The organism is Erwinia sp. JH02, from assembly GCF_013074405.1.
GTDB lineage: Bacteria > Pseudomonadota > Gammaproteobacteria > Enterobacterales > Enterobacteriaceae > Erwinia > Erwinia rhapontici.
On the sequence record NZ_JABANZ010000002.1, the window covers coordinates 437,304 to 455,139 of the forward strand.

The 17,836-nt window shown below is 54.3% G+C and carries 15 protein-coding genes and 1 other RNA gene; 4 read left to right on the top strand and 12 right to left on the bottom strand.

The features are described 5' to 3' along the window. Positions 1–19: 19 nt before the first annotated feature. The 3 genes from HHI26_RS06755 to HHI26_RS06765 form a co-directional block, all read right to left on the bottom strand. A complete protein-coding gene (locus HHI26_RS06755) occupies positions 20–1,456 on the bottom strand; it encodes a 6-phospho-beta-glucosidase (RefSeq protein ID WP_133846192.1) in 1,437 nt (478 codons plus the stop codon). 19 nt (positions 1,457–1,475) lie between these two features. After that, positions 1,476–2,984 carry a PTS transporter subunit EIIC gene (locus HHI26_RS06760; protein ID WP_133846191.1) on the bottom strand — a complete coding sequence of 503 codons (1,509 nt, stop codon included), beginning with the start codon at positions 2,982–2,984 and terminating at the stop codon, positions 1,476–1,478. A 121-nt stretch (positions 2,985–3,105) separates the two neighbouring features. After that, positions 3,106–3,864 carry a MurR/RpiR family transcriptional regulator gene (locus HHI26_RS06765; RefSeq protein WP_133846190.1) on the bottom strand — a complete coding sequence of 253 codons (759 nt, stop codon included), beginning with the start codon at positions 3,862–3,864 and terminating at the stop codon, positions 3,106–3,108. 313 nt (positions 3,865–4,177) lie between these two features. Between HHI26_RS06765 and rnhA the strand changes: the two genes are divergently transcribed. After that, positions 4,178–4,645 (top strand): ribonuclease HI, encoded by a 468-nt coding sequence (rnhA, locus tag HHI26_RS06770; protein WP_133846189.1) that lies wholly within the window; start codon positions 4,178–4,180, stop codon positions 4,643–4,645. A gap of 98 nt (positions 4,646–4,743) precedes the next feature. On the opposite strand, the gene HHI26_RS06775 is transcribed toward rnhA, so the two are convergent. From HHI26_RS06775 to HHI26_RS06810, 8 genes are all read right to left on the bottom strand, one after another. Further along, positions 4,744–5,487: an SDR family oxidoreductase gene (locus HHI26_RS06775; protein WP_171148815.1), complete on the bottom strand. Its 744-nt coding sequence runs from the start codon at positions 5,485–5,487 to the stop codon at positions 4,744–4,746. Positions 5,488–5,565: 78 nt separating this feature from the next. After that, on the bottom strand, positions 5,566–8,427 hold the full coding sequence (gene gcvP, locus HHI26_RS06780; protein WP_171148816.1) for an aminomethyl-transferring glycine dehydrogenase: 2,862 nt from the start codon (positions 8,425–8,427) through the stop codon (positions 5,566–5,568). Between the two features lie 196 nt (positions 8,428–8,623). Next, on the bottom strand, positions 8,624–9,007 hold the full coding sequence (gene gcvH, locus HHI26_RS06785; RefSeq protein WP_133846186.1) for a glycine cleavage system protein GcvH: 384 nt from the start codon (positions 9,005–9,007) through the stop codon (positions 8,624–8,626). 63 nt (positions 9,008–9,070) lie between these two features. Continuing rightward, positions 9,071–10,183, bottom strand: a complete 1,113-nt coding sequence (gcvT, locus tag HHI26_RS06790; RefSeq protein WP_159337598.1) for a glycine cleavage system aminomethyltransferase GcvT — start codon at positions 10,181–10,183, stop codon at positions 9,071–9,073. Between the two features lie 447 nt (positions 10,184–10,630). Continuing rightward, the gene (gene ubiI, locus HHI26_RS06795) at positions 10,631–11,833 is read right to left on the bottom strand and encodes an FAD-dependent 2-octaprenylphenol hydroxylase (RefSeq protein WP_171148817.1); all 1,203 of its coding nucleotides are present in this window, start codon (positions 11,831–11,833) and stop codon (positions 10,631–10,633) included. Positions 11,834–11,846: 13 nt separating this feature from the next. Further along, on the bottom strand, positions 11,847–13,025 hold the full coding sequence (gene ubiH, locus HHI26_RS06800) for a 2-octaprenyl-6-methoxyphenyl hydroxylase (RefSeq protein WP_133846183.1): 1,179 nt from the start codon (positions 13,023–13,025) through the stop codon (positions 11,847–11,849). Next, positions 13,022–14,338: a Xaa-Pro aminopeptidase gene (pepP, locus tag HHI26_RS06805; RefSeq protein WP_133846182.1), complete on the bottom strand. Its 1,317-nt coding sequence runs from the start codon at positions 14,336–14,338 to the stop codon at positions 13,022–13,024. Before pepP ends, ubiH begins: the two co-directional genes overlap by 4 nt. 57 nt (positions 14,339–14,395) lie before the next feature. Continuing rightward, positions 14,396–14,974: a YecA family protein gene (locus HHI26_RS06810; RefSeq protein WP_133846181.1), complete on the bottom strand. Its 579-nt coding sequence runs from the start codon at positions 14,972–14,974 to the stop codon at positions 14,396–14,398. A 170-nt stretch (positions 14,975–15,144) separates the two neighbouring features. Between HHI26_RS06810 and zapA the strand changes: the two genes are divergently transcribed. From zapA to HHI26_RS06825, 3 genes are all read left to right on the top strand, one after another. Next, entirely contained in the window at positions 15,145–15,474 is a 330-nt protein-coding gene (gene zapA / locus HHI26_RS06815; protein WP_062744299.1) for a cell division protein ZapA, read from the top strand. 41 nt (positions 15,475–15,515) lie between these two features. Further along, a non-coding RNA gene (gene ssrS, locus HHI26_RS06820) (6S RNA) lies at positions 15,516–15,700 on the top strand. Between the two features lie 89 nt (positions 15,701–15,789). Continuing rightward, on the top strand, positions 15,790–16,377 hold the full coding sequence (locus tag HHI26_RS06825) for a 5-formyltetrahydrofolate cyclo-ligase (RefSeq protein ID WP_133846323.1): 588 nt from the start codon (positions 15,790–15,792) through the stop codon (positions 16,375–16,377). 181 nt (positions 16,378–16,558) lie between these two features. On the opposite strand, the gene serA is transcribed toward HHI26_RS06825, so the two are convergent. Then, positions 16,559–17,797 (bottom strand): phosphoglycerate dehydrogenase, encoded by a 1,239-nt coding sequence (serA, locus tag HHI26_RS06830; RefSeq protein ID WP_133846180.1) that lies wholly within the window; start codon positions 17,795–17,797, stop codon positions 16,559–16,561. Between the last annotated feature and the right edge of the window lie 39 nt (positions 17,798–17,836).

A 17,836-nucleotide genomic window follows, 5' to 3' on the forward strand; every position in this document is an offset into this window, starting at 1 on the left:
TGTCATCGTTTAATATGGCTCAGAGCGTATCGCCGTTGCTGGCAATCACCTTTTTATACCAGTGAAAACTTTTCTTTTTCGACCGAACAAAGGTGCCGCTGCCGTCATCATTTTTATCAACATAGATAAAGCCGTAGCGTTTGCTGTATTGCCCGGTGGTGAAGGAGACACAGTCAATGCAGCCCCAGGGGGTGTACCCCATAACGTCAACGCCATCCTCAAGAACAGCTTTTTTCATTTGCTCAATGTGAGAACGGAGATAGGCGATACGATAGTCATCATTGACCTCGCCGCTTTCCTCTTTTACATCCACCGCACCAAAGCCGTTCTCGACAATAAACAGCGGTTTCTGATAACGCTCATACAGAATATTGAGCACATAACGCAAACCCACCGGATCGATTTGCCATCCCCAGTCTGAGGCTTTGACATGCGGATTAGGCACACTGCCTTCAAACCCTGACAGGGCAGAACCGCTGCCGGCCTGTTCGCTGCTGACGGCATTGCTCATGTAATAACTCAGGCCAATATAATCGGCGCAACCTTCACGCAGGATTTGTGCGTCACCCGGCGCCATCACAATGTCATACCCTTTACGCTGCCACTCTTTCAGGATGTACGACGGATAATAGCCGCGCATATGTACATCACCGAACAGGAAGCGCTCCCTCATGGCTTCCTGAGCATACATCACATCGTCGGGATGGCAGGAGAAGGGATACAACGGCACCATGGCGATCATGCAGCCAATCTGTAACTCCGGGTTAATCTCATGCCCGAGTTTCACCACCTGCGCACTGGCAACGAACTGGTGGTGCAGCACCTGGTACATGCATGCTTCCGGGTTCGGCTCCTGGGTGAAGATCACCCCGGAACAGCAGTAGCCAAACAACGGGGTTTTCCAGTTACGCTGATTGTTAATCTCATTGAACGTCATCCAGTATTTCACTTTATGCTGGTAACGCTTCAAGACTGCCGCACTGAATCTGACAAACAAATCCACCACTTTGCGGTTTTTCCAGCCGCCATATTCCGTGACCAGATGATTGGGCATCTCGAAATGTGAGAGCGTAATGACGGGCTGAATACCCTGTTTAAGCAGCGCATCGAACAGCGCGTCATAAAAACGCAGCCCTTCTTCGTTCGGCTCCAGTTCATCACCGAGAGGGAAAATGCGTGACCAGGCAATTGAAGTGCGGAAACACTTGAACCCCATATCAGCAAACAATGCGATGTCGCCAGGATACTGATGATAGAAATCCACCGCGTCGTGATTGGCGTACAGAAGGCCCTCCTTGATACCGTCTGTAATCACACGATCCACACCATGTGCTCCGCTGGTCAGGACATCAACAATACTCGGGCCTTTGCCCCCCTTGTCCCATCCGCCCTCGACCTGGTGTGCGGCAACCGCACCACCCCACATAAACTCTTTTGGTAATTTATTGTTCATCATTCACTTCTTTTTCAGTCATTCAGACAGCGTTGACATTAGCCATCACACGTTTTTCTGTCGGGATCTCTTCTTTAAATCCACCCAGCCAGGCGAACACCACGCCCAATACAAAGGCCACGCTCACAGACAGCAGGAAGCCGAGAAATTGCGTCATATGCCCTTCTTTAAAGAACACCGGTAAGACCGCAATACCCGGTATGCAGTAGCTCCATGACACTGCATTGAATGCCCCGGCGATGGCGCCACCGATAGCCCCGGCCAGACATCCACAAATCATCGGGCGCTTGAGACGCAGTGCCACGCCATAGATAGCCGGTTCCGTAATACCAAACAGAGCGGTGATCCCGGCAGAGAGCGCAACGCGTTTCAGTTCATCGTCTTTGGCTTTCAGATAGACACCAAAAACGGCGCCGGCCATGCCAAACACGGCTGAAGCCTGTAATCCGGTAAAGGTGTCGTAGCCCAGCGTGGCGTAGTTGCCTACCGTGACCGGGGTAATGCCCCAGTGAACCCCCAGGGTGACCAGTGGCATCCAGACAGCACCGACAACAAAACCAGCAATGGACGGGCTGAGATGGTACAGCGAGTTGTAAACACCACCGATTGCACCGCCTATCATGTTGCCGACAGGTCCGAACGCCAGCAGCGTTAAGGGCACCATAATGGCGAGGCAGAACATTGGGGTGAACATATTGCGGATGACGATGGGCAGCACGCGTTCAAAGAAGCGCTGCACATAAGACATGATCCATACCATCAGGATGATAGGGATCACCGAGGAGGTATAGCTGAGATACTGCACCGGCAAACCGAGGAAGGTGAGGGGATCAGCGGTCAGCGGAATACCTGCTACCTCGACCAGTACTTTGGCAATTTCCGGGTTATCGACCGCCGCTTTCATCAATGCCTGCAACGCAGGATCGGCAGAGTTCGCCAGCAGGATCTTATTGGCCGTCAGCATGTTGATGTAGTCAGGTGAAACCAGGGCACAGGCGGCAATGACTGCCGTGAAAGGATTTACATTGAATTTTTTCGCCGCGGTGAAAGCCACCATCACGGGCAGGAAAGTAAAACCAGTCCAGGAAACAAAGTTAAGAATGCGGTAAGTGCCGCTGGCAGGGTCCATCCACCCCAGTGCAGCGAACAATGAAATCAGCCCCTGTAATACGCCACATGCCGCCAGTGGATAGAGGAAGGGGGCGAAGATGCTGGAGATAATATCCATCAAGCGATTGACGACACCGACATTGGGTGCACTGACCGCCACGCTTTCGTCGATATTCAGCAGGTGCTGTACTTCGCGATAGGCATCTCCCACGTGATTGCCGATGACGACCTGCAATTGACCGCTGGATTCAACGGCGGTAATCACGCCCTTAACGCGCTTTAAGGTGTCTTTATCTACCTGAGAATAATCTTTAAGGACGAATCGTAATCTCGTGGCACAATGCGTGACACTGATCACATTATCATCACCACCAATCAGAACGACGATCTCTTTCGCCGATTCAGCATAGTTAATTGCCATCACGTGTCTTCCGTTGCCATTAGTTTAATTTAAGTCGTTCGCGCTTAAATATTTAGAAATTAATGGTAAAAAAAGACACTGTTAAAGTCACGTTATAACAAAAACACAGGCTCGTCATTTGTCACAAGAAAGAAACACCCTGTGACATTTCCGGCGTCATTTTATTAGCCAACTGACGACCAATAGATTCAAGGATATAAATCACTGGAACCTGCGTCGTAATGTCATATTCATTCGCGATTAACACTCTGGATACATGATAGGAAACATTAAAGTCAGCCATTAAGGCAAGAGTGGATTTGTTATTACTGGTTATGCTGACAATTTTGCATTGATGAATGAGAAACTGTTTGGCTAATTTAATAATTTCAGGGGTTTCACCCGAAACTGATAGCACGATAGCCACCGCATTTTTGTACATATCGGTGCTGACAGGATAGTAGGGATCATCAATATGGTTGCTGAACTTGCCAATGTTAGAGAAGAAGCGTGCCCCATACTTACCCAGTGTACCTGAGCTGCCTGCACCAACGAAGATCACACGCTCAGCCGCGACAATATGTTCTGCTGCACTGATAATTAATTCATCGAAGTCATTATTATTAATACTTTTAAAGAAGCTAAGTATTTCATCGGCACCATGTGGCAACAGTATTTTTTTATCCTGCTCCAGATACATTCTCAGATAGGCTTTGAATTCAGAATATCCATTGAAGTTTATCTTCTTGCAAAAACGCAATACCGTTGCCGTCGACACCTGAGAACTGTTTGCAAGCTCTCTGATTGTCATGTACACAACAGTATTCAAATTTTTAATTACAAAATTATAAACTTTATTCTCCAACGCGTTTAAAGTGGATATCGTCTTGTTGGTAAACATTCATCAATCTCTTTATCAATGGCGAAAGAAACAGCAATTAACCCTGTAACACGGTGTGACACCGTAGTTTTTTTGGCGCTTTGTTCCCAATAGAAACCGTAATCAATATTCAAATTTGTGATTCAGAGCACAATTGGAGCAGGCCCTGCTTTTATCGTTAATCCCATTTCACGGTCCTGCAGATATTTTGTATACAGGCCACACCCCGTTGAAGACGAAAGGGCCTTTCGTGGAGCGGGTGAACGGTATTTACGGTGCTCATCAGGCGCATTTATGGCAGACTTGGCGTTTTTCTACAGGGAGTCTACCAGAGATGCTTAAGCAGGTAGAAATTTTCACCGACGGTTCGTGCCTTGGCAACCCTGGCCCCGGGGGATATGGCGCGATTATGCGCTATGGCAAGCATGAGAAAACGTACAGCGCAGGTTTCCACCTGACCACCAACAACCGCATGGAAATGATGGCGGCGATTGTGGCACTGGAAGCGCTGACACAGCCTTGTGCGGTGGTGCTGAGTACCGACAGTCAGTATGTTCGTCAGGGAATTACCACCTGGATACATAACTGGAAAAAACGCGGCTGGAAAACCACCGATAAGAAGCCGGTTAAGAATGTCGACCTGTGGAAACGGCTGGATGCGGCCCTCAGCCACCATGAGATCACCTGGAAGTGGGTTAAAGGTCATGCGGGCCACGTTGAGAATGAACGTTGTGATGAGCTGGCACGCGCGGCGGCCGGGAATCCCACGTCCGACGATGTCGGCTATATTTCCGAGCTTTAAGAGGGAGGGAGGGGCTGACCTTTTTCAGCCAGCCCCTCTACCCGATAAGAACTGGCCTTAGGCGTTATCGTTTATTGCCATCATCCGACCACGTTATCTCAGCGGCCGCCCGCCGCATCAATAAATGTTCCGGTAATGTATGACGCCTCATCACTGAGCAACCAGGCAATCGCGCGCGCGATCTCTTCCGGCTGGCCACCGCGCTGCATTGGAATGCCGGGTGCCAGTCGATCGACCCGCTGCGGTTCCCCCCCGTCCGCATGCATGTCGGTGTAAATAAAGCCCGGACGCACGCCGTTCACTCTGATACCCTGCGCCGCCACTTCCAGCGATAGCCCTTTAGTCAGCGTATCCATTGCCCCTTTTGATGCGGCGTAATCAACATATTCACCCGGCGCCCCCGTTCTGGCGGCCGCCGAGGAAACATTGACAATCGCCCCGCCGCTCCCACCGTGATGGTGGCCCATGCGCTTAACCGCTTCGCGACAGCAAAGAAAACTGCCCGTGACGTTGGTGGCAAAGACCCGGTTAATGCGCTCTGCCGTGAGCTGTTCCAGCGTGGCCTGCTGAAACAGGATACCGGCATTATTGACCAGCGCCGTCAATTGCCCCGGCTGACGGTCGATGTCAGCAAACATCGCCATCACCTGCGCTTCATCAGCGATATCCGCCTGAAGGGCAAAAGCACTGCCTCCCTGCTGCTCAATCATATCCACGACTTCAAGCGCAGCATCGGTGCGCCGGGCGTAGTTGACGGCGACCCGCCAGCCCATTTGTGCCAACAGAATGGCGGTAGCCCGGCCAATGCCGCGACTGCCGCCTGTCACTAATGCGATTTTCATGCTGTTTATCCCATAAAAAAGGGTTGACCGAAACGAAGGTCAACCCTTACAGATTATCCGCCGCTGATCACGATGCGGTTATTCGTATTCGCTCATCGGTACACAGGAACAGAACAGATTACGGTCACCGTAAACATCATCCAGACGTTTCACTGTTGGCCAGTATTTATTCGCGCTCCCGGCCGGGAATACCGCCAGTTCACGCGTATAAGGATGGCCCCACTCGCCGACAATTTCCATCTGGGTATGCGGTGCATTCACCAGTGGGTTATCTTCCAGCGGCCATTCACCCTCGACGACACGGTCAATTTCACTGCGGATCGCCAGCATGGCATCGATAAAGCGGTCCAGTTCGGTTTTGCTCTCTGACTCAGTCGGTTCCACCATCAGCGTACCGGCCACCGGGAATGACATGGTCGGCGCATGGAAACCGTAGTCGATCAGGCGTTTAGCGATATCCAACTCGCTGATGCCGGTCTGCTCTTTCAGCGGGCGGATATCCAGAATGCATTCGTGCGCCACGCGGCCGTCACGTCCGGCGTAGAGGATTGGATAAGCCGATTGCAGACGGTGAGCAATGTAGTTGGCATTGAGGATCGCCACGGAACTCGCCTGCTTCAGCCCTTCCGCGCCCATCATGCGGATATACATCCAGCTGATAGGCAGAATGGAGGCGCTGCCAAACGGTGCAGCAGAAACCGCGCCCTGTCCGGTCAGCATGCCTTCAATCTGTACCACACTGTGGCCCGGAACAAACGGTGCCAGGTGCGCCTTGACGCCAATCGGTCCCATACCTGGCCCGCCGCCGCCGTGCGGAATGCAGAAGGTTTTGTGCAGGTTCAGATGCGACACATCTGCGCCGATATAGCCCGGCGTGGTGATCCCCACCTGGGCATTCATATTGGCACCATCGAGATAGACCTGGCCACCAAACTGATGAACGATCTGACAGACCTCACGGATCGTCTCTTCATAAACACCGTGGGTCGACGGGTAGGTCACCATAATGCAGGAGAGCGCGTCGCCCGCCTGTTCGGCTTTCAAACGCAGATCGTGGAGATCGATATTGCCCTGCTTATCGCAGGCTACTACGACCACTTCCATGCCCGCCATCTGTGCAGAAGCTGGGTTGGTACCGTGTGCTGAGCTTGGGATCAGACAGATATGACGCCCCGCTTCGTTGCGGCTTTCGTGGTAACGGCGGATCGCCAGCAGACCGGCGTACTCCCCCTGCGCCCCCGAATTCGGCTGCATACAGAGTGCATCGTAACCCGTCAGCTGAACCAGCCAGCGGGAAAGCTGACCGATCATTTGCAGGTAGCCGCCTGCCTGCTCTGCCGGGCAGAACGGGTGCAGTTCGGCAAATTCGGGCCAGGTGATGGGGATCATCTCCGCCGCCGCGTTCAACTTCATGGTGCAGGAGCCGAGCGGGATCATTGCCTGGTTCAGAGCCAGATCTTTACGCTCCAGGCTATGCATGTAACGCATCATCTCGGTTTCACTGTGATGACGGTTAAATACCGGATGGGTCAGGATCGCTTCCTGACGGATCATCGCCGCCGGGATCGCCTGCGCGTCGGTATCCAGTGCATCGATATCCAACCCATGTTCATTACCCAGCAGCACAGAGAACAGTGCGGTCACATCTTCACGGGTGGTGGTTTCATCCAGCGTGATGCCCACGGCATTCAGAATGTCGCTGCGCAGATTCATGCCAAAGCTCAGCGCCCGATCCAGCACCGCCGCTTTATCGCTGACTTCGACCGTCAGGGTATCGAACCAGGTTGTATGGCGCAGTTTCAGACCGCGCTGCTGCAAGCCCTGCGCGAGGATATCGGTCAGGCGGTGGATGCGACTGGCAATCCGCTTCAGGCCAACGGGACCGTGGAAAACCGCATACAGGCTGGCAATATTGGCCAGCAGTACCTGCGAGGTACAGATGTTGGAGTTGGCTTTCTCGCGGCGGATATGCTGTTCGCGGGTCTGCATCGCCATACGCAGTGCGGTATTACCGGCGGCATCACGGGATACGCCGATAATGCGTCCTGGCATCGAGCGTTTATGCTCGTCACGCGCAGCAAAGAAGGCAGCATGTGGGCCGCCGTAACCCATTGGCACGCCAAAACGCTGGGCAGAACCGAAGACAATATCTGCGCCCTGTTTACCCGGTGCCTGTAACAGCACCAGCGTCATCATGTCGGCCGCCACGCTCACGACCACTTTGCGGCTTTTCAGCTCGGTAATCAGGTCAGCATAATCATGCACTTCCCCGCCAGTCCCCACCTGCTGTAGCAGCACACCAAAGACATCGTCCAGCTCCAGCACTTTTTCCGCTTTGTCCACCAGCACGTCAAACCCGAAGGTTTCCGCACGGGTACGCACCACATCCAGCGTCTGAGGATGAATATCATCCGCGACAAAGAAACGGTTGGCGTGTTTCAGTTTGCTGACGCGCTTCGCCATCGCCATCGCTTCGGCTGCGGCGGTGGCTTCGTCAAGCAGGGAGGCGGAAGCAATATCCAGCCCGGTGAGATCCAGCGTCAGTTGCTGGAAGTTCAGCAGCGCTTCCAGTCGCCCCTGCGACACTTCCGGTTGATAAGGGGTGTAAGCGGTGTACCAGCCCGGATTTTCCAGCATATTGCGCAGGATCACCGGTGGTGTCAGCACGGGGGTATAACCCATGCCGATATAAGATTTATAGCGTTGGTTCTGCGCTGCAATCGCTTTCAACTCGGCCAGCGCCAGATGCTCCGTCAGCGCATCACCCACCGCGGGCGGGCTGGGAAGCTGGATGTCGGCGGGCACAATCGAGGTTATCAGATCGGTCAGTGAGGCCGCGCCAATAGCATGAAGCATGGCGTCCTGCTGTTCCTGCGAAGGTCCAATATGGCGCTCGATAAATGCACCGTGATGTTCAAGCTGGCTGAGTTTCTGGGTCATGATCGGTCAATCCTGCATCGGGCATAAGTGGTAGGTAAAAATGGCCAACTCGCTAACAAAGCAATATGACATAGCGTTATCGGCGCAGTCAGTTCGGGTGCGGACAGCGCGCAAGAACCGGAGCGTACACAAAGTACGTGAGGATTCAGAGCACTGCCCAATCCCGAAATGACAAGTAAGATAGCGATGGGATCGCTTATTCAATCAGTCCCTGATAGGCGGCCGCATCTAACAACGTCTCAAACTCGGTATCATCAACCGCTTTGATGCGGAACAACCAGCCATCGGTGTACGGGGAGCTGTTGACCAGTTCCGGCTCTGAATCCAGACCGCTGTTCACTTCCACGATTTCACCACTTAACGGTGCATAAATATCTGAGGCTGCCTTGACTGACTCTGCCACCGCACAGTCTTCGCCCTGGCTGTAGGTGTTGCCCACATCCGGCAGGTCAACAAACACCATGTCACCTAACAGTTCCTGCGCGTGTTCGGTAATCCCAACGGTATAAGTGCCATCGGCCTCTTTACGCACCCATTCATGGCTGTCACGGTATTTCAGTTCTGCTGGTACATTGCTCATCAACATGCTCTCCAAAAATCGTCTTATCTTTATACGCCGCAGAAGTTCTGCGGCGTGGAATCACTATTTTGTCACCGGTTTACCGGCACGAACAAAAACAGGTTTAGTGACGCGCACCGGCATTTCGCGGTTGCGGATTTGCACCACGGCATGTTCACCAATGCCCGCAGGGACACGCGCCAGGGCGATGCTACAACCCAGCGTTGGGGAAAATGAGCCGCTGGTAATAATCCCTTCACGCAGGTTGCCATCGGCATCGGTAAAATGCACTGGCAATGCGTTACGCAGCACACCTTTCTCCGTCATGATCAGACCCACCAACTGTTCCGTTCCCTTCTCGCGCTGAAATTCCAGCGCTTCGCGGCCAATAAACTGGCGGTCGGTGGGTTCCCAGCTAATGGTCCAGCCCATATTGGCGGCCAGCGGAGAAACCCCTTCGTCCATTTCCTGGCCGTAGAGATTCATTCCGGCTTCAAGACGCAGGGTATCGCGCGCGCCCAGCCCCGCAGGTTTCACCCCCGCAGCCAGCAGTTGTTGCCAGAAGCCGACCGCCTGCTCATTGGGCAGGGCAATTTCATAGCCAGACTCCCCGGTGTACCCGGTCGTGGCAATAAACAGTTCGCCGGACTGAACGCCGAAGAACGGCTTCATGCCGCTGACTGCCGCACGCTGTTCTTCATTGAATAAGGTTTGTGCTTTTTGCTGAGCATGAGGCCCCTGTACGGCAATCAGCGAGAGGTCATCACGCTCTGTCAGCAGGACACCGAAGGCCGCTGCATGCTCGCCGATCCACGCCAGATCTTTTTCACGTGTGGCGGAGTTAACCACCAGTCGGAAAAAGTCTTCGCTCATAAAGTAAACAATCAGATCGTCTATTACGCCAGCGGATGCATTGAGCATGGCGGTGTAGAGGGCTTTGCCGGGCTGAGTCAGCCGGGCGACATCGTTGGCCAGCAGATAGCGTAGAAACTCGCGGGTGCGCGCACCGCGCAGATCGACGATGGTCATATGGGAAACGTCAAACATCCCGGCATCAGTACGTACCGCGTGATGTTCATCCATCTGAGAGCCGTAGTGAAGCGGCATCATCCAGCCATGAAAATCGACCATGCGGGCACCACTTACATGGTGTTGTTCGAATAACGGGGTCTGCTGAGTCGGGGTTTGCTGAGTCATAGTTTTCCTGTGCCATCCGGTTGCTGACGAGTGTTTTTTACCGCCTGCTGCGGCCAACGCAATCGTTACCTTCGCTACGAACTTACCACTGAAGTTGTCAATTAACCATAAGATAAACGAGGTCGAATTCGCTCTGAGCCAAAAAGGAGCAGAACCCATTTTCTGGTTTTTTCCGCTGGAAAAATGCGTTATCACACACAAAGATGGCAATTAATGGGGAACAGGACAGTTAAAAGACATAGTGATGGCATTCCTGGCCTAAAAAATGACTTCCGCAGAATAGCGCTGACATTATTAAAAGTAATGCGAAGTGACAGGTGAAATTAGAATTTTTCAAACGATGTGCAAAAAGGGGGCAACCCTTGCCCTCTGATTGCGCAGCAGGAGAATGACGGAATAACAGGCGTAAAAAAGGGGAGCCTCAGCTCCCCTGCTCTTTCATTCAGCTCAACGCAGCCACTCAGGAAGGTCGTGCAGGCCCATCGCCTGTTTCAACAGACGCGGCTTCACGCCTGGCAGGTTATCTGCCAGGGCAAGACCCACATCACGCAACAGTTTCTTCGCCGGGTTGTTGCCGTCAAACAACTCGCGGAACCCCTGCATGCTGGCCAGCATCACGGCGGCACTGTGCTTGCGAGTGCGCTCATAGCGGCGCAGATAAAGGTGCTGTCCAATGTCTTTGCCCTGCTGTTGCAGGCGCTTAACCTCACCGATTAGCGCGGCGGCATCCATAAAGCCAAGGTTAACGCCCTGCCCGGCCAGCGGGTGAATGGTATGTGCCGCATCGCCTACCAGTGCCAGACGATGTGCCGCAAAATTACGCGCATAGCGCCCCATCAGCGGGAAGGTTTGACGTTCACTTGAAAGCGTACACAAGCCAAGCTTCATATCGAACGCCACCGATAGCTGCTGGTTGAACACCGCTTCCGGCATCGCCTGTAAGCGCGAAGCCTCCTGCGGCGACAGCGACCAGACAATCGAACAGAGGTGCGGATCGCGCAGTGGTAAGAAGGCCAGAATACCGTCACCGTGAAACACCTGACGGGCTACCGACTCATGGGGCTGCGCCGTGCGGATATTGGCGACCAGCGCATGGTGCTGATAATCCCAGAAGGTCAACGGAATATCGGCTTTGTTGCGCAGCCAGGAGTTGGCACCGTCTGCGGCCACCAGCAGCCGGGCGGTCATCATGCTGCCATCCTGCAACGTGACAAAGGCTTCATTATCACCAAATGCTACCTGCTGAAGCTCCGCTGGGGCCACCAGCGTGATATCGCTGAGGCTTTCTGCCCGTTGCCACAACGCCTGGTGAATGACCCGGTTTTCAATAATATGCCCGAGGTGCGCTAATCCCTGCTGCTCATCATCAAAAGCAATATGACCAAAACTGTCACGGTCCCACACTTCCATGCCGTGATAGGCACTGGCACCGGAACTGAGGATCGCATCCCAGACGTCAAGATGCTGCAACAGGCGTTCGCTGGCCGCATTAATCGCAGAAACGCGTAACGCAGGAGGGGCGGCATTATCCAGCGCCTGCGGTATTTCGCGCTCCAGTACCGCAACGCGCAATCCGCTGCCCTGTAGGCCACAGGCCACGGCCAGCCCAACCATTCCGCCACCGGCGATGATCACATCATAGGTTTGCATGACTGCTTTCTCCTCAACGCTTAACCCAGCCCAACGTGCGCTCGGCCAGCAAATTACGTAATGGCGGCAGATGATCCATCGCCATCAGCCCCAGGTTGCGCCCTGCAACCAGCGGCGTATATCGGTTTGCAAACAGTCGGACCAGCCCGTCGGTGATGCCGATCGTGGCCTGCGCGTCCGGCTGACGTCGTTGCTGATAGTGGTTCAGCGTGGCATACGCCCCGACCCCTTGCCCGGCACGCCATGCGGCCGCCAGCGTTTCCGCCAGCGACATGACATCACGGATACCGAGGTTAAACCCCTGACCGGCAATCGGATGCAGCGTTTGTGCCGCATTACCGACCAGCGCCAGTCGATGGGAAATATGCTGCGCAGCGGTTTGCAGTTGCAGCGGATAACTGTCGCGCTGCCCCACCTGGGTGATGCGCCCCAGCCGCCAACCAAAGGCTTTCTGTAATTCCGTGAGGAAGCGCGCATCGCTCCAGCTATCGACCGCCGCTTTCTGCGCCAGCGGATGGCACCAGACCAGTGAGCTACGCCCCCCGGACATCGGCAGCAGTGCCAGCGGCCCATGTTCAGTAAAGCGCTCAAACGCCTGCCCCTGATGCGGTAATTGGGTCGAGACGTTAGCGATGACGGCCACCTGCTGGTAATCCGCACTTTGCCACTGTAAACCGCAGGCAGCAGCCACACGTGAACGAGAACCATCGGCCGCCACCAGCAGATCGCCCGTCAACCGCTCACCGCTCTCCAGTAACACGCTGACGCTCTCCTGAGTGCGTTCCACCCCGGCGACTTTGTCCGGGCAGCGCAGGGTGATGCCGGATGCTTTTTTCAGACGGGCGAACAGTCGCTGCCCAACTTCATGCAGCTCAACCACCTGGCCCAGCGCCGACACATCGTAGTCAGCCGCCGCCAGCGAGACAAAACTGGCATGCCCGCGATCGCTGACATGCACATCGGTGATCGCGGTCGCAGCCGATGCCAGCACCGGCCAGAGGCCGATAGCGGCCAGTTGCTGACAGGTGCCTTCGGCCAGAGCAATCGCCCGTCCGTCAAAGCCGGGATGGGCACGGCTGGCAGGCTCTGTTCCCTCGACCAGCGTTACCGCCAGTTTTCCTTGCGTCAGGTGTGAGATCGCCAGTGCCAGCGTAGCGCCAGCCATCCCTCCCCCTGCGATAATTATGCTCATGAACGCTTCGCTGCCGCCATCAATGCTTCAATCTCATCGGCATCTTTCACCACCGTATCTGTCAGGTTTTCGTTACCTTCAGCGGTGATAATGATGTCATCTTCAATGCGAATCCCAATACCACGGTACTCGGCGGGTACATCGGCATCTGGCGCAATGTATAAACCCGGTTCGATAGTCAGCACCATGCCCACTTCCAGAATACGGTCCCGGTCCACACCGTAGTCACCCACATCATGCACGTCCAGCCCCAGCCAGTGGCTCAGGCCGTGCATAAAGAACTGACGGTGGGCATTTTCAGCAATCAGCATGTCGACATCGCCATGCAAAATGCCCAGTTTCACCAGGCCGCTGACCATGACGTTAACCGCCGCCGCCGTGACATCACGAATGCTGGTGCCGGGACGATACAGCTCCAGTGAGCGGTAAAGCGCCGCCAGTACAATGTCGTAGATGGCGCGCTGCGGTGCGGTAAATTTGCCCCCCACCGGGAAGGTTCGGGTGATATCGCCCGCATACCCCTGGAGTTCGCACCCGGCGTCGATCAGCACCAGCTGCCCCTCGCGCATCTGACTTTCGTTTTCGGTGTAGTGCAGAATACAGCCGTTATCGCCCGCGCCAACGATGGTGTTGTAGGACGGGAAGCGGGCACCGTGGCGGTTAAATTCGTGATGAATTTCCCCTTCCAACTGGTATTCATACATCCCGGGGCGCGACGTTTGCATTGCGCGCGTGTGGGCCAGTGCGCTGATGCGCCCGGCTTCACGCAGCACCGCCTGCTCTTCAGGTGATTTAATCAGACGCAGCTCATGCACCCATGGGCGCCAGTCGGTCAGCGTCGCGGGCGCAGAGAGGTTCTGTCGTGAGCCACGGCGCAGTGTCTCCAGTGCTTTGAAAACAACGGCGTCAGCAAAGTCATACTGGCCCTGAGCATGGTAAACCACATCCAGGCCGTTCAGCAGCAGATGCAGCTGATCGCCAATGTCATCCCACGGCAGAGCACGGTCAACGGCCAGGGTCGCAGGTGCAGCATCCTGACCCAGACGACGACCAAACCAGATTTCTGCCGTCAGATCCCGTACGCGGTTGAACAGGACGCTGTGATTATGATTGTCAGCGCTTTTAATCAGCAGCAGCGCGGCTTCCGGCTCGTTAAACCCGGTGAAGTACCAAAAATCACTGTTCTGTCGGTAGGGATACTCGCTGTCGTTACTGCGCGTTGCTTCCGGTGCGGCAAAGATCACCGCCGCGCTGGCCGGAGCCATCTTCGCTAACAGCGCCTGACGGCGGCGCAAAAACTCTTGCTGGGTCATTTGACCTCCTGAATGCTGTTCCGTTAAATCACCACTGGCGGCCGGGATGGCCCAGCCCTAGTGCAGCGTTGGCTTTTTCATCACGACATTGGTCGGTATCGCGCGGGTAAAGGTATCGTGACACAGCAGTGCGGCGACGCGCACATACTCGATCACCTCTTCCAGCGACTGTTCAAGCTCTTCCTGATCTTCATCTTCATCATAACCGAGCTGTGCGATAGTACGCAGATCGTCGATGGCTTCACCGGTTTCCCCTTTGACCTGACCAATTTTTGGCTGCGCCACTCCCAGACCCAGCAGGAAATGGTTCACCCAGCCGGCCAGTGCATCAGCACGGTCGAATACAGTGATGTCGTCATCTTCAGGCAGATAAAGCTGGAACAGGAAGCCTTCATCTTCCAGTGAGTTGCCGATCGCTTCGTGCATCTCCTGCAAAGGCTGCGCCAGGGTTTGTGAGAACGCCATGCCTTCGTTTGTCAGGTCGTGCACCAGCGTTTGCCAGTTGCTGTCATGGCTGCCGCCACAGATCAATCCACTGATCAGGCCATGCATTTCTGCAGGGGTCATTCCTACGCCCTGCTGCGTCAGTACTGAGGCCAGCGTGTTGTAGCCCGGCATTATGTTGGTTAGTGACATGAGTTTTGATCGTCGTTGGCTGGATAAGTTCGTGATATGCTACCACCAGGTGCCTCAACGATTCCAGAAAGGGGTTGTTTCTTATATTAGGGGTAGTTATAGTGGCGCCCCTCCCAAGCCCTTGAGCGGTAAGGGTGATTGCGGGCGCAGTAATCAGTCAGGATGGTGGCATGTCTGCACAACCGGTAGATATTCAAATTTTTGGCCGTTCATTAAGAGTAAATTGTCCGCCCGAACAGCAAGATGCGCTGAATCTGGCTGCCGAAGACCTCAATCAACGGTTGCAAGACTTAAAAGTTCGCACTAGAGTCACAAATACAGAGCAACTGGTATTCATTGCAGCACTGAACATTTGCCATGAACTCGCGCAGGAAAAAGTCAAAACCCGTGACTATGCGTCGAACATGGAACAACGAATTCGGATGCTACAACAGACCATTGAACAAGCATTGCTTGAGCAAGGTCGCATAACTGAACGTACCGGTGCGAAGTTCGAATAACACTTTAGCGTTACCTGTGATAGAGTGACGGTGAAGTAAAAAATTCTCTGAGATGTTTGCAAGCGGGCCCGTCCCCTGAGCCGATAATTAATACCAAACAGAGTGTGACGCTCTGTAACCTGTGCGCAAGCTCGGTCCGTCCGAGAAGCCTGATGGTTACGACGGCATACTCACCTTGAACCATGGGTTCAAGGGTTACAGCCTGCGGCGGCATCTCGGAGAACCTCCCTTTTTTGTTCTCCCCTCCCGATCGATTTCATTTTTCTCTAAGCTATCCGGCACGCTTCTGTACGATTTCATGGAGTCAGCCACGTGATGAACCCCACATTGATGCTTCGTCAGGATATCCGTAAGCACGTACGCAATTTGCGTCGTGAAATCAGCGATGAACAGCAGCAACTTGCCGCAGTGCAGGCGGCAGACCATGCCCTGAATTTTGCCCCGATACAGCAGGCGCAGCATATCGCACTGTTTCTTTCCGTCGATGGCGAGATCAATACCCGACCATTAATCGCCAAACTGTGGCAGCGAAAGCAGCAGGTTTACCTGCCCGTGCTTCATCCTTTCTCGACGGGTCAGTTACTGTTTCTGCGTTACGATGAGAAGACTGAACTGAAGATAAACCGCCTGCGTATTCCTGAACCGCCGCTGGATATCCGCAATCTGTTGCCGTTAAGCGAGCTGGATGTGCTGATCGTGCCACTGGTGGCGTTTGATGCCGGAGGACAACGTCTGGGGATGGGGGGCGGATTTTATGACAGGACGCTACAGAACTGGCAGCAGCACGGCTTTATGCCGATAGGGCTGGCGCATGATTGTCAGCAGGTAGACACCTTGCCGGTAGAGCAATGGGATATTCCCTTACCTGCGTTGATTACGCCTTCAAAAATCTGGCAATGGTAATACCCTTTATCTTTCACACCACAGGTGTGTTGCCTGCCCTCACAAACCCCGGTCACTTACTTCAGTAAGCTCCCGGGGATTTGTTCAGTTGTCGCCTTCCTGCGGCGAGAAATCTTGCGGGTATTCATTATCCATCAGGCTGAATCAATGCCTCAAGGTTGAGGCATGAACAACACGACAATCAGTACAGCAGACGTGCGCGAACGGTACCAGGAATTGCCTTCATCAGCTGCAGTGCTCTATCAGCCACATCTTGCGGTGCATCAACGTCGATGACCACGTAACCCATCTGCGGTGTCGTTTGCAGATACTGAGCGGAGATGTTGATACCCTGGTCAGCAAAGATCAGGTTGATCGCCGTCAGTACACCTGGACGGTTCTCATGGATGTGCATCAGACGGCTGGCATTCGCACCGTGCATTGGCAGCGAGGCTTCCGGGAAGTTAACCGCCGACAGTGTAGAGCCATTGTCAGAGTACTTGGCCAGTTTACCCGCGACTTCAATACCGATGTTCTCCTGAGCTTCCTGGGTCGACCCACCGATATGGGGTGTCAGGATCACGTTGTCGAACTCACACAGCGGTGAATTGAACGGATCGCTGTTGGTCGCAGGTTCTTCCGGGAAAACGTCAATCGCCGCGCCCGCCAGGTGCTTAGTGGCCAGCACGTGGCACAGCGCAGGAATATCCACCACGGTTCCGCGCGAGGCGTTAATCAGCAGTGCGCCGGGCTTCATCAGCGCCAACTCTTCCGGGCCCATCATATTCTGGGTGGACTGCGTTTCAGGCACGTGCAGGCTCACAACATCGCTCATATTCAGCAGGTCAGAGAGATGCTGTACCTGCGTGGCATTACCCAGCGGCAGTTTGCTCTCAATATCGTAAAAGAACACATGCATACCCAGGCTCTCGGCGAGCACACCCAGCTGCATACCGATATGACCGTAACCAATGATGCCCAGCTTTTTGCCGCGTGCTTCATAGGAACCCACAGCCAGTTTATGCCACTCGCCACGGTGTGCTTTCGCATTGGCCGCCGGAACACCGCGCAGCATCAGCAACAGCTCACCGATCACCAGTTCAGCTACGGATCGGGTATTGGAGAAAGGTGCGTTAAACACCGGAATACCACGCTTCGCTGCCGCATTCAGATCAACCTGGTTTGTCCCGATGCAGAAACAGCCAACGGCAACCAGTTTTTCTGCCGCAGCAAAGATCTCTTCGGTAAGGTTGGTGCGCGAACGCAGCCCGATGAAGTGCGCATCACGGATGGATTCTTTCAGTGTTTCGCTATCCAATGCGCCCTTGTGAAATTCAATGTTGGTGTAGCCAGCAGAGCGCAGATTATCAACTGCACTCTGGTGAACGCCTTCCACCAGCAGGAATTTAATTTTGTCTTTCTCCAGTGATACTTTTGCCATTTCCCGACCCTATTTAGCAGACTTCAGATGTGGCTTAAT